The 12,656-nt window shown below is 62.3% G+C and carries 11 protein-coding genes; 5 read left to right on the top strand and 6 right to left on the bottom strand.

Annotated elements, in window-relative coordinates; all coding sequences use genetic code 11:
• Positions 1-20 precede the first annotated feature (20 nt).
• Together F0A16_RS00575 and F0A16_RS00580 are read right to left on the bottom strand one after the other, a co-directional pair.
• Positions 21-782, bottom strand: a complete 762-nt coding sequence (locus tag F0A16_RS00575) for an ABC transporter permease (RefSeq protein ID WP_149433466.1) — start codon at positions 780-782, stop codon at positions 21-23.
• Positions 779-1,780 carry an ABC transporter ATP-binding protein gene (locus F0A16_RS00580; RefSeq protein ID WP_149433467.1) on the bottom strand — a complete coding sequence of 334 codons (1,002 nt, stop codon included), beginning with the start codon at positions 1,778-1,780 and terminating at the stop codon, positions 779-781. Before F0A16_RS00580 ends, F0A16_RS00575 begins: the two co-directional genes overlap by 4 nt.
• 321 nt (positions 1,781-2,101) lie before the next feature.
• Here F0A16_RS00580 and F0A16_RS00585 point away from each other — a divergent pair, with 321 nt between their 5' ends.
• A complete protein-coding gene (locus tag F0A16_RS00585) occupies positions 2,102-3,130 on the top strand; it encodes an acyltransferase family protein (RefSeq protein ID WP_149433468.1) in 1,029 nt (342 codons plus the stop codon).
• On the opposite strand, the gene F0A16_RS00590 is transcribed toward F0A16_RS00585, so the two are convergent.
• A complete protein-coding gene (locus tag F0A16_RS00590) occupies positions 3,106-4,461 on the bottom strand; it encodes a sigma-54-dependent transcriptional regulator (RefSeq protein ID WP_239023657.1) in 1,356 nt (451 codons plus the stop codon). The genes F0A16_RS00585 and F0A16_RS00590 overlap by 25 nt on opposite strands.
• Complete coding sequence (locus F0A16_RS00595) at positions 4,433-5,911, bottom strand: sensor histidine kinase (protein WP_187775867.1); 1,479 nt, start codon at positions 5,909-5,911, stop codon at positions 4,433-4,435. The genes F0A16_RS00590 and F0A16_RS00595 overlap by 29 nt, the downstream gene beginning before the upstream one ends.
• A 210-nt stretch (positions 5,912-6,121) precedes the next feature.
• Here F0A16_RS00595 and F0A16_RS00600 point away from each other — a divergent pair, with 210 nt between their 5' ends.
• Positions 6,122-6,712, top strand: a complete 591-nt coding sequence (locus F0A16_RS00600; RefSeq protein ID WP_149433471.1) for a BPSL1445 family SYLF domain-containing lipoprotein — start codon at positions 6,122-6,124, stop codon at positions 6,710-6,712.
• A 113-nt stretch (positions 6,713-6,825) separates the two neighbouring features.
• On the opposite strand, the gene F0A16_RS00605 is transcribed toward F0A16_RS00600, so the two are convergent.
• On the bottom strand, positions 6,826-7,554 hold the full coding sequence (locus F0A16_RS00605; RefSeq protein ID WP_149433472.1) for a YebC/PmpR family DNA-binding transcriptional regulator: 729 nt from the start codon (positions 7,552-7,554) through the stop codon (positions 6,826-6,828).
• A gap of 253 nt (positions 7,555-7,807) precedes the next feature.
• Here F0A16_RS00605 and dbpA point away from each other — a divergent pair, with 253 nt between their 5' ends.
• The 3 genes from dbpA (at position 7,808) to F0A16_RS00620 (ending at position 11,270) form a co-directional block, all read left to right on the top strand.
• A complete protein-coding gene (gene dbpA / locus F0A16_RS00610; protein WP_149434060.1) occupies positions 7,808-9,232 on the top strand; it encodes an ATP-dependent RNA helicase DbpA in 1,425 nt (474 codons plus the stop codon).
• A gap of 32 nt (positions 9,233-9,264) precedes the next feature.
• The gene (locus F0A16_RS00615) at positions 9,265-10,125 is read left to right on the top strand and encodes a PA4780 family RIO1-like protein kinase (protein WP_149433473.1); all 861 of its coding nucleotides are present in this window, start codon (positions 9,265-9,267) and stop codon (positions 10,123-10,125) included.
• Positions 10,126-10,262: 137 nt separating this feature from the next.
• Positions 10,263-11,270, top strand: a complete 1,008-nt coding sequence (locus tag F0A16_RS00620) for a zinc-dependent alcohol dehydrogenase family protein (RefSeq protein ID WP_149433474.1) — start codon at positions 10,263-10,265, stop codon at positions 11,268-11,270.
• A 100-nt stretch (positions 11,271-11,370) separates the two neighbouring features.
• On the opposite strand, the gene F0A16_RS00625 is transcribed toward F0A16_RS00620, so the two are convergent.
• Positions 11,371-12,192 (bottom strand): transporter substrate-binding domain-containing protein, encoded by an 822-nt coding sequence (locus F0A16_RS00625; RefSeq protein ID WP_149433475.1) that lies wholly within the window; start codon positions 12,190-12,192, stop codon positions 11,371-11,373.
• Between the last annotated feature and the right edge of the window lie 464 nt (positions 12,193-12,656).

Raw genomic sequence — 12,656 nt, forward strand, 5'->3', positions numbered from 1 at the left:
TGTCCAGGCGGGCCTCCCGCTCAGGGACGGAGGCGATAGCCGGTGCGGAAGATCCAACTGATGACGGCCAGGCTGACGGCCAGGAAGACGCCGATCATGACCAGGCTGGCGACCACGCTGACGTCGCTGATGCCGTAGAAGCTCCAGCGAAAGCCGCTGACCAGGTAGACCACCGGATTGGCCAGCGTCACCGCCTGCCACAACGGCGGCAGCATATCGATCGAATAGAAGCTGCCACCCAGAAACGTCAGTGGCGTGATGATCAGCAGCGGCACCAGTTGCAGTTTCTCGAAGCTGTCGGCCCAGATCCCGATGATGAAGCCGAGCAGGCTGAAGGTGAGGGCGGTCAACAACAGGAACAGCATCATCATGAACGGGTGCTGGATGTGCAGGTCGACGAAGAAGTTGGCCGTGCCCAGTATCACCAGCCCCAGAATGGCCGACTTGGAGGCGGCGGCGCCGACATAGCCGAGCACGATCTCGAAGTACGAGATCGGCGCCGACAGCACCTCGTAGATGGTGCCGGTGAATTTGGGAAAAAAGATGCCGAAGGAGGCGTTGGAGACGCTCTGCGTCAGCAGCATCAGCATGATCAGGCCGGGCACGATGAAGGCGCCGTAGCTGACGCCTTCGACCTCCTGAATGCGCGAGCCGATGGCGGCGCCGAACACGACGAAATAGAGCGATGTCGAGATGACCGGAGAGATCAGACTCTGCAACAACGTGCGCCCGGCACGGGCCATTTCGAAGACGTAGATGGAGCGGACGGCTTGCAGGTTCATGAGCGCTCTCTGACCAGGTTGACGAAAATATCTTCCAGCGAACTCTGCTTGGTATGCAGATCCTTGAAACGGATTCCGGCGGCCTCGATCTCGTTGATCAGTGCACTGATGCTGACGTGACCGCTATCGCCGGCTTCGCTGGCATCGTAGGTGTAGACCAGCACGTTGCCGTCTTCGGCCAGCGTCAATGGGTGATGGGCCAGTGCCGGCGGCACGCTGGCCAGCGGCGTCTGCAGGTGCAGCGTCAACTGCTTGCTGCCGAGCTGGCGCATCAGCGCCGCCTTTTCCCGCACCAGCACGATCTCGCCGCCGTTGATGACGCCGATCCGATCGGCCATCTCCTCGGCTTCCTCGATGTAGTGCGTGGTCAGGATGATGGTCACGCCGCTGTTGCGAAGCTCCCTGACCACCTCCCACATGTCGCGTCTCAGCTCGACGTCGACACCCGCGGTGGGCTCGTCGAGGAACAGGATCTCTGGCTCGTGCGCCAGGGCCTTGGCGATCAGCACGCGGCGCTTCATGCCGCCGGAGAGCGTGATCAGCTGGTTCTTGCGCTTGTCCCACAGCGACAGCGCCTTGAGCACCTGCTCGATATGGGTGTCGTTGGGCGCTTTACCGAACAGGCCGCGACTGAAGCGCACCGTGTTCCAGACGGTCTCGAAGGCATCGCTGGTCAGTTCCTGGGGCACCAGCCCGATCTTGGCGCGCGCCGCACGGTAGTCGGTGACGCTGTCGTGACCGTCGACCACCACGCTGCCGCCGGTGGCGTTGACCAGCCCGCAGATGATGCTGATCAGGGTGGTCTTGCCGGCCCCGTTGGGGCCGAGCAGCGCAAATATCTCGCCGCGCTGGATCTCCAGATCGACATGCTTCAGCGCTTCGAAACCGGAGTCGTAGCGCTTGGAAAGGCCGGAGATGGCGATCACCGGCGCTGGCCGGGCAGCATGAGACTCGGTTTGGGTCTTGCGCGCTGGCGCTGTGGGCGTCTCGTGGTTCATGAAGGCGATACATCGTGACGTGAGGGGCCATCATTGTAGGCGAAAAAGATCGCCGGCTGGACCCTTTGCGTGGATCGGCGCGATGGAAGCTGCATGGCTGGTTCTAGGCACCGTGCCGTGAGCGCCTTCCCATGTGTCATTTTGCGACATGTCGCCAAATGACCCGGTCACACCGTTACCAAAATCTGGAGGGGATTTCGTAAGACTATAAAAAATATACGTTTTCTGGCTTGGCATGGGGTTTGCTGAAAGCAGGAGGAAGTGTCGGCAGTCAGACATCGGCCGACGGACCGCGACGCAGCAGACGCCAGTGAGGAAGTCATGAGACAGCAGTGGGAATGGGTCGACGTTCTGAAAGGGATCGGCATCCTGTCGGTGGCTTATAGCCATCTGTATGGCGGCTACTTCCGAGACCTCTTGTTCACCTTTCACATGCCGCTGTTTTTCCTGATAGGCGGTTTCCTGTTTCGGCCTCGGCCAGGAACTGGAGCCTATCTGCGCAAGAAGGCGCTGCATCTTCTCGTGCCCTATGCCGCTTTTCTGGGCGTGCTGTCGTTGCCCATGGTGTATCACGCCGTTTCCGACACCGGCGCCAGCTGGCACGAGACTGCCGCTTTGGCGGGCAACCTGATACTCGGCGGGCGTGCGTTGACGGCGTGGCTCGCCGTGTTCTGGTTCGTGACCTGTTTCTTCGCGGCGCAGCAGTTGACCAACTGGCTGGTTTCCCGGTTGGCGCCACATCGGGTGTACTGGGTGATGGTGCTGTTGGCCGTGTCAGGTTACGTCCAGCAACTCTATTTCCGAGGCGACTGGCTGGTTGGCAATCTCGACGTCGTGGCGATGGCGGCACCTCTCTATTTCGTGGGCTACGAAGTCAAGCGTCTCCAGGTCGACTGGGAGCGTGGCTGGGCTTTGGCGGCCGTCATCTTATTCGCCTGCGCGGGCTGTGCGGCGCTGGCGGTCACCGACCTGGTCAAGGTCGACATGAAATATGCGCTCTATGGCATACCGGTATTCAGCTTCTGCTCCGCCATCGCCCTGACCGCGGTGACAGCCAGTCTGGCCAAGCGAATCGCCGAGATCTCGTCGCTCCGGCGTCTGCTCGGACATCTCGGACGCGCTTCGATGACGATCATGTATCTGCATATCCCCGTTATCTACTTCTTCCGTCAGCATGAGGAGATGGGAAAAAGCCCGCTGATATTGGCCGCTGCGATCCTGATACCGCTGGCCGTTCACCATCTCATCGCACTGACGCCGCCGACACGGGCACTCTTCGCCGGTAGCGCCGTGGATTGGCGGGCTTGCTTTGGCGCAGCCGGTCGTCATGCGTCTTCCAGTTTGCGGTAGAGCGTCTTGCGCGAGATGCCGAGTATTTCGGCAGTGCGACGTTTGTTGCCCTCCGTGGCCTCGAGGACCTTGCGGATATAGCCGGCCTCGAGGCTCTTGAGCGTTTGCCAGTCGTTCGGTCTCTTTTCGACCTCGATGACAGTCTGACGATCGGCGTCGACCGGTTCGCGCATCCGCGAGGGCAGGTCCTCCGCCGAGAGAACGCCATCCACGGCGAGCGTCACGCAACGCGTAATGGCGTTCTCGAGTTCACGTATATTGCCGGGAAAGGCGTAGTCGAGCAGTGCAGTGATCAATAAGGGATCCACTTCCCGGATGGCCTTGCCCTGCGCGCTCGCCAACGTTTCGATGAAATGATGGGCCAGAATTTCCTTGTCGCGACCGCGCTCGCGAAGCGGTAGAACCTTCAATGTCAGTGTCTCGAGGCGATAGAATAGATCCTGGCGAAATTGATTCTCGGCAACGGCCACCTCCAACTGGCGGTTGGTTGCGGCGACGATACGTACGTCGACGCTCCGATCCCGATCTGCACCGAGCGGTCGGATCGCGCTCTCCTGAATGGCACGCAGCAGCTTCCCTTGCAGCGCCAACGACATCTCTCCGATCTCGTCGAGAAACAGCGTGCCCCCATCAGCCTCGGCGAAGTAGCCTTCCCTTTGGCTGGCGGCGCCGGTGAAAGCCCCTCGACGGTGGCCGAAGAACTCGCTCTCCATCAGCTCCGGCGAGATGCTGGCGCAGTTGACCGCAACGAACGGCCCTCGCTGACGGCGACTGTCGGCATGCAGGGCTCGAGCCACCAGCTCCTTGCCGGTGCCGCTTTCGCCCTGAACGAGGGTCGGTGCATCGCTCGCTGCCAGCTTGCCTATCTGGTCGAACAGGTTGTGCATCGCGGATGAGCCGGAGAGCATGCCGTGATACTCGCGTGTTGTGGCGGCGTGGCGTGAGCGGTCGAAGTGTGCCGTCACCGCGCGCCGCGTGAGAACGCGATCGATGGCGGTAGCGAGCTCGTCGAGTTCGATCGGTTTGGTCAGGAAGTCGTCGGCACCCAGGTGCAGACAGTGCACCGCCTGCTCGATGGTGCCGAACGCGGTGATGACGATGAAAGGCGGCGGTTCGGTCAGATCGCGGCTGCGCTGCAAAAGCTCGATGCCGCTCATCTCGCCGCTCAGTCTCACATCGCTGACCACCAGGTCGAACTGCCGTCCCGAGAGCTGCTTCAAGGCAGCTTCCGCTTCGGCGGTAACCACCGTCTCGTGGCCCTGGTCACGGACCTCCTCCTCGATCAACTCCGCCAGGGCCGCATCATCCTCGACCAGTAGTATCGTCGACATCGTCTCTATCCTCTTCATGTGAAGGGGGCAGCACGAGCGTGAAAACGGCCCCTCCATGGTCGCCATCGCTTACCTCGACGCGACCGCCGTGATCTTCCAGGGTGCGGTGGGTAACGGACAGCCCCAGGCCGCTGCCCTGGCCCACGGGTTTGGTCGTGTAGAACGGAGTGAAGAGTTGGGCGTGGTCGATTTCGCCGATCCCGTCCCCGCTGTCACTGACGCTTATTCGCGCCGTGCCGCCGGTATCGATCTCCCCGTTGATCGTGACGCGTTCGTTGGGGCTGGCCTGCACCGCGTTCTTGATCAGATTGATCAGCGCTTGCTGGAAGCGCTCGCGGTCGACATGAATTTCGATATCCTTGTCGCGCAGCGGTGGTGCGAGGCAGACTTCCGTCGCCCGCTCGGCGACAAGGCCCTCCAGCAGCTTGCAGGCGTCCGTGACCAGCGCCTGGAGCGACGTCGGGCGTCGATTCAACTGGTGCTGTCGACCCAGGTTGATCAATTCGCGGATGATGCCGGTCATCCTGTCCACCTCGCTGTGGATTCGCGCCACGCGAAACTGTTGATCCGGAGGAACCTGCGGCGCGAGTCGACGTGCCTGACCTTTGATGACGGTCAGCGGAGAGCCGAGCTCGTGGGCCACTCCCGCTGCCAGGATGCCGATTTCGGCCAATTTTCGGGACTGGCGAAGCTCGCGTTCCAGCTCGATCTCCTTTTGCTGTCGATCGAGGACTTCACGATCGCGCTCGTCGATCGACTCCATCATCTGGTTGAAGACCGTGGCCAGTTCCCTGAATTCGGTTGCGCCAAGGAGACTCGCCCGCTGTCGACGGTCCCCCGTGGCGACGCGTCGCATGGTGTGATGAAGGTGTTTAAGAGGGTTGTCGATGTGGTGCTTGAAACCCCACCAGACGATGAAGATCACCCAACTGATGCCCGCGACAAAAATAAATAGCGCCACCAACGTGATCATATTGATATAGCTGTCGAGGGGGGACTCGACGCGATTGACTTGAAGCACGCCGATCACCTGGCCGCGCTGATTGGTCAGTGGTGCCAGATAGGCGTAGAAGTTCAAACTTCCTTCGCTGACATGCTGGCCGAACTCCTCGTAGTGTTCGGCAACCCGGCGGATGGTATCCGGTTCGAAAGCGTTCTTTCCCATGCCGATCCCGGTCAGATGGCTACCGTCGGGAGCGAAGATATAGGCACCGTAGATATTCTGAAACTCGAACGTGGTGCTCAGCGACTTTTGCATGGCGTTGGAGCGATCGTTCTCCAATGCATAACTCAATGGAATGCGAATGGCATGGGTGATGGTCTGGACTTCGTTCTGGAGCCGATCCCTGGCGCTATTTTCCAGCATCCATAACGAGATGGCACTGAACAGGAAAAGCGAGGCGAAAAGCGGAAGGATGACGATGCAGAGAAAGCGATTACGTAATTTCATTCCGACTCGACGGGAAGAGAGCGACTGGTAGCGAAGCATTCGCTACCTATTTAGTCATCGGAATGAAACCATCGTTCATCAATCATCCTCGGGCAAGGGGCGTTGCAACGTCAATGAGGCAGAGAACGCAAATTTGAGCTATACCCATAAGCACGAACAACGAAACGGAAACGCCACCTTACGGGATGGCATCATTCAGGAGAACGAACGATGACACATACTTCTCTCTGGCGTCGGGTCGCCTTGGCGATAACGGTCGGTGCCTTGCTCTCCGGTGGGCTGAGTGCCTGCACCACGACGACGACCTCCGACCGGGAAAGCCGCCTTTCGCAGCGCCAGCAGCTCGATCAGGACGTGCAGCAGACGCTGGATCGCCTCTATCGCTCGGTGCCGGAATCCCGGGCGCTGGCCGACCGCGCGGAAGGCGTACTGGTCTTCCCGGGCGTGCTGGGTGCCAGCTTTATCGTCGGCGCCAGTCACGGTGATGGCTCGCTGCTGATGGATGGCGCCAAGGCAGGTTACTACACCACTACCAGCGGTTCGATCGGCTTCCAGGCCGGTGCGCAGTCACAGGCCATCGTCTACATGCTGATGACGGAGAAAGCGCTTAACCGCGTGCGTAGCGACAACGGCTGGTCGATCGGCGCGAGCGCCGGGGTCGCGGTGGCGGATATCGGTGCCAACGGTCAGATCACTAACGACACCGCCAACAAGGAAGTGGTGGCATTCGTGATGAACAATCAGGGCATTCAGGGCGGCGTTTCGCTGAACGGTGCCAAGATCTCCAAAGTCAGGCCCTGAAGCGCCGGGGAAGCCGGTCCACAGAGGTCGGATGAGTCACCGGCCCATAAGCAGGAGACCCACCGTGAGGTGGGTTTCTTTTGGCGACCTGGAAAGTCGGCAGACCCGCCGGATTAGGCGCTCTCGGGCAGCTCGGCGTTGTGGTAGACGTTCTGCACGTCGTCGAGATCGTTCAGCATGTCGATGAGCTTCTCGAACATCGCCACGTCATCGCCTTCGACCGGCGTATGGGTCTGCGGCAGGAACTGGATCTCGTCGGCCTCGAACTCGAGTTCGCCGAAGGCATCGAGCAGCGCCTGCTTGGCCTTGGCATAGTCGGTGTGCGGCGCGAAGACCGTGATACGACCCTCCTCGCTCTCGATGTCGGTGACGTCGACATCGGCTTCCATCAGTGCCTCGAGCACGGCCTCCTCGTCGTCTCCGGCGAAAGCGAAGATCGCGCAGTGGTCGAACATGTGGCTGACCGTGCCCTGGGTGCCGATCTTGCTCTTGGTCTTGGTGAAGCAGCCGCGCACGTCGCCGAAGGTCCGGTTCGGGTTGTCGGTCAGGCACTCGACGATCACCATGCAGTTGCCGGGGCCGAAGCCCTCGTAGCGTGCCGAGGAGAAGTCCTCGCCACCGCTGCCCTTGGCCTTGTCGATCGCCTTGTCGATCACGTGCGAGGGGACCTGGTCCTTCTTGGCCTTGTCGATCAGCCCGCGCAGCGTCAGGTTGCCGGAGGGGTCGGTGCCACCGGACTTGGCGCAGACATAGATTTCGCGGCCATACTTGCTGTAGACCTTGGTCTTGGCATCGGCCGTTTTGGCCATGGATTCCTTGCGATTCTGGAAGGCCCTACCCATTGTCACTACCTATCAGGTTGTCAACGACGGGCGAGATTTTACGCAACATCGCGCCGATGTTGCAGGTTTATTTGGGCTTTTCCGCGCCAATTGACCACCCCCGGGCGACGAGACGGCGTCAATCTCGCCGTGCTCTGTTATCCTGCCGCGCCCGAGCATGACATGGCGAGACCGAGGCGTCCGCCGGTTGACTGCATCGATCCCTTCATCTCGACCAGGAGCGCCTGCCGTGCCCGATACCGACCCTCACCAGATGCCTCGCGGCGACAGTGACCCATCCGCGACGCACCAGCCCGAGGCGTTCTCCTCGCTGTCGCTGCCGTCGGCGCTGCAGGACAATCTGGCGTCGCTGGGCTATCTGGCGATGACGCCGATCCAGGCCGCCAGCCTGCCGCCGATCCTGCGCGGCAGGGACGTGATCGGCCAGGGCAAGACCGGTTCGGGCAAGACCGCGGCCTTCGGGCTCGGCCTGCTGTCGACACTCGAGGTCGCGCGATTCCAGGTGCAGGGCCTGGTACTGTGTCCGACCCGCGAGCTGGCGGATCAAGTCGCCGAGGAACTGCGTCGGTTGGCCCGCATGCTCGCCAACGTGAAGATACTCTCGCTCTGCGGCGGCGCACCGCTGGGCCCGCAGTTGAACTCGCTCTCCCACGGCGCGCACGTTGTTGTCGGTACGCCGGGCCGCATCGAAGAGCATCTGCGCAAGGGGTCGCTGGATCTGTCTTCACTCGCCGTGCTGGTGCTGGATGAAGCCGACCGCATGCTCGACATGGGATTCCAGGCCGCGCTGGACGCCATCGTCGCGGCCACGCCGACGACACGCCAGACGCTGCTGTTCAGCGCCACCTACGGAGACAGCGTACGCCCGGTCGCCGAACGCCTGCTGCGCGAGCCGGTGACGGTCGAAGTGGCCTCGACCCACGACGAGCAGAGCATTCGCCAGCATTTCCACCAGGTCGCCGACGAGCCGGCCCGTCTCGCGGCCCTGCGCCAGTTGCTGCTGCACTACCGACCGGAATCCAGCGTGGTGTTCTGCAACACCAAGCGCGAGACCCAGGCGGTGGCGGACGAACTGGTCGCCATGGGATTCAGCGCCGAGGCGCTCCACGGCGATCTCGAGCAGCGCGATCGCGACCAGACGCTGATCCGTTTCGCCAACAAGAGCCTGTCGGTGCTGGTCGCCACCGACGTGGCGGCGCGCGGATTGGATATCGACGCGCTGGATGCGGTATTCAATTACCAGATCGCCCGTGAGCTCGAGGTGCACCTGCACCGGATCGGTCGAACGGGGCGTGCCGGTGCGCGCGGCGTGGCCTGCACGCTGTTGACCGAGAACGAGGCCTACCGGCTCGGGCGTCTCGAGGCGTTCCTGGGCGAACGCCTGCCGGTCGAGCCGTTGCCCGGCCGTGCCGACAGCGGACAGCAACCGTTCCAGCCGCGCATGGCGACGCTCCAGATCGACGCCGGCAAGAAGCAGAAGATTCGTCCGGGCGACGTGCTGGGGGCCTTGACCAACGGTGACGATGCCATCGACGGCGATCAGGTAGGCAGGATCAAGGTGCTCGATCGCAGCGCTTACGTCGCGGTCGAGCGCGGCATCGCCAAGCAGGCGCTGACGACGTTGAGCGCCGGAAAATTAAAAGGGCGCAGCTGCCGGGTGCGCCGAATCGGACGCTGAGGATAGCGAGGACCTGTGAGGATAGCGAAAGCATGAAAGTACCCAAGCGATTGCAGCCGTTGGTCGAGGATGGCCTGGTGGACGAGGTCGTCAGTCAACTGATGAGTGGCAAGGAGGCCCAGGTTTTCGTGGTTCGCTGCGGTGACGAGCTGCGCTGTGCCAAGGTGTTCAAGGAAGCCAAGCAGCGCAGCTTCAAGCAGGCGGTGGCCTACCAGGAGGGCCGCAAGGTGCGCAACAGCCGCCGCGCGCGGGCGATGTCGAAGAAGACCCGCTACGGCCAGCGCGAGCAGGAGTCGGCCTGGTTGAATGCGGAAGTCGACGCGCTCTACCGCCTCGCCGAGGCGGGCGTGCGGGTGCCGACGCCCTACGGCTTTGTCGATGGCGTGCTGCTGATGGAGATGATCGTCGATGCCGATGGCGACGTTGCGCCGCGTCTCGATGACGTCGAACTGACGCCGGAGCTGGCGCTCGAATATCACCAGCGCCTGATCAGTGAAGTCGTACAAATGCTGTGTGCTGGACTGATTCATGGTGATCTGTCGGAATTCAATATCCTGGTGGGTGCCGAAGGCCCGGTGATCATCGATCTTCCCCAGGCGGTCGATGCCGCCGGTAACAACAACGCGCCCTGGATGCTGGTGCGCGACGTCGACAACCTGCGCAGCTACTTCGGCCGTTTCGCGCCGGCGCTGTTGAAGACCGACTACGGCAAGGAGATCTGGGCGCTCTACGAGGCGGGCGAGCTCCACCCCGAGGTTCGGCTCACGGGGCGTTTCGTGCCGGATGCGACCCTCGTCGATGTCAGCGATGTCATGCAGGTGATCGACGCCGCCCGCGAGGAGGCGGCGGAGCGGCAGGCGCGCGAGCAGGATGACGACGAGCCGGCATGGTAGCGGGGGCGAGGCGGTCGTCACACCGGTAGATAGCATCACGTCGTCGGCATGGCTTGATCGGTGCCAGAGTAGAGCGTCTACACTCTGAGCACACTATCAGGCGATCTTTCGAGGTCGTCGCGTTCAAGGAGTGCCGCATGCAAGTCATCAATCTCAAGTCTCCCGGAGGCCTGGACCAACTCAAGCTGCACGAGGTCGAGGGGCCGGGAGAGCCGGGACCGGGAGAGATCCGCGTCCGCCTGCACGCCAGTTCGCTCAACTTCCACGACTATATCGTCGCCAGCGGGAAATCCCCGACCGAGGAAGGTCGCATCCCCATGGCCGACGGCGCGGGCGTGGTCGAAGCCTTGGGCAAGGGGGTCAATGAGTTTGCCACCGGCGATCACGTCGTCTCGACCTTCTTCCCCCACTGGCTCGATGGACCGGCGCGCGTGGCCGACTTCAAGACGGTGCCGGGCGACGGCGTCGATGGCTACGCCCGCGAGCAGGTGGTACGGCCCGCCCACTGGTTCACCCACGCTCCCGAAGGTTATACCCATGCCGAAGCGGCCACGCTGACCACGGCCGGCCTCACGGCCTGGCGCGCACTGGTGGTCGATGGCGGCCTCAAGGCCGGCGATACCGTGCTCACGCTGGGCACCGGCGGCGTCTCGATCTTTGCGTTGCAACTGGCCAAGGCAATGGGGGCGAGGGTCATCTCGACGTCGTCCACCGAGGAGAAGATCGCCCGGCTCGAGGCGCTGGGCGCCGATCACACCATCAACTACCGCGAAGAGCCGGAATGGGGCAAGAGAGTCCAGGCGCTGACCGGTGGCCGCGGTGCCGATCACGTCATCGAGGTCGGCGGACCGGGCACCTTGCCGCAATCCATCGACGCCGTGGCCATTGCCGGCCACATCTCGCTGATCGGTGTCCTGACCGGTCGCGGCGGCGATATTCCCACTTCCAAGCTGATGGCGAAGCAGGCCAGACTGCGGGGGCTGATCGTGGGCAGCCGTCAACATCAGATCGAGATGATCCGCGCCCTCGAGATCACCGGACTCAAACCGGTCATCGATAGCTCGTTCTCGCTCGACCGGATCGCCGATGCCTTCCGTCATCAGGAGTCCGGGAAGCACTTCGGCAAGATCTGCCTGGAGTTCTGATCCATAGCACCAACCATTGGTACGGACACCCGAGGCAAACCGCCAGCGCCGCCGGACAGATGACTGTCCGGCGGCGCTTTTTCATCCCTTCCGATCGCTGTCAGCTATCCGTCTTGCGGGAAGCGGGGCGGAGGTCGTAGTCGAAATACTGGTGCATCAGGGTTTCGAACGTGCCGTCGGCGTAGACGCTGTCCAGCGCCTGGTTGAAGGCTTCGGCCAGCTCCTTGTCGCGGGGGCGAACCGCAATCGCGTTGCCCTTGCCGAAGATCGACTCCGGCCGGTCGATCCGCGGGCCGACCTGGACGAACTGGCTGTCGGCATTGCCGATCTCCAGCGAGTCCAGCGCGACCGGATAGTTGAGAAACGCCAGGTTCAGGCGCTGCGCCTCCAGGTCCAGGGCCACATCGGCGGCGGTGGCGTAGCGCTGAATGTCTAGCACGTCGGCGTATTGCCGAGTGATGTAGCTGTCCTGGGTGGTGCCGCGCTGCACGCCGACCGACAACCCCTTGAGCGAGGCGGGGTCGTCGAGATCGATCGTCTCGCCGCGACGGGCGACCCATACCTTGGGCGACATCGCATAGGGTCGCGTAAACAGCACCTGGCGCTCCCGCGCCGGGGTGATCCGCATCGACGACATGATGGCGTCGTACTTGCGCGAGAGCAGCCCGGGGATGATGCCATCCCACCCCTGAACCACCCACTCGCAGTCGAGCTTGGCTCGCTGGCAGAGGATGTCGCCTAGCTCGATCTCGAAACCCTCGAGCTCGCCGTTGGCGTTGCGGTACTCGAACGGCGGGTAGGGCACGTCTACAGCGATACGCACTTGCTGTGGCGCGGCGGCCTGGGCGGTGGAGGCCAGGCCCAAGGCAACGGCCAGTGCCGCGAAAGGGGGAGCAAGGCGAAGGTTGAAACGTTGTGTCACTCGAAAAGTCCTTTGTCGATGGCCCTTTTGGATGGCCCTTTGTGCTTGTTGGTGGGTCTATCGATGCAGCCGCCATGTTTCACGCCGCCGCCAGGGCATGGTGGCGCAGGTATTGGGGAATGACCAGTCCGGGATAGCCATCGCGCCAGGCAACGGCGACGGTCTGGCGTGGGTGACGGCATGAAAACTGCACTGAAATGGAGAGTACTGATCATTTTGATGCCGGCTTTACAAACGCTACCGGTTTGATTCGCCGGTCAGGCGAATACCCTCCCGAAGCCATCGTCGGTTTTGACATCCGATAGCGTGAAGTCGTTTCTCCCGCCAGTTGTCCATTTCGAGCCTCGAACTGCGGCGCTAGCGTGGTGCGCGTGACGGTTCTGGTTGTGGACATGGGTTGTTGGAAATTATTAATGTAAAACAGTCGGTTGAATTGTTTTTTGGGGGTGTTGGCACGGCGCTTG

This window comes from Salinicola corii (assembly GCF_008298015.1).
In the GTDB taxonomy this organism is placed as follows: domain Bacteria; phylum Pseudomonadota; class Gammaproteobacteria; order Pseudomonadales; family Halomonadaceae; genus Salinicola; species Salinicola corii.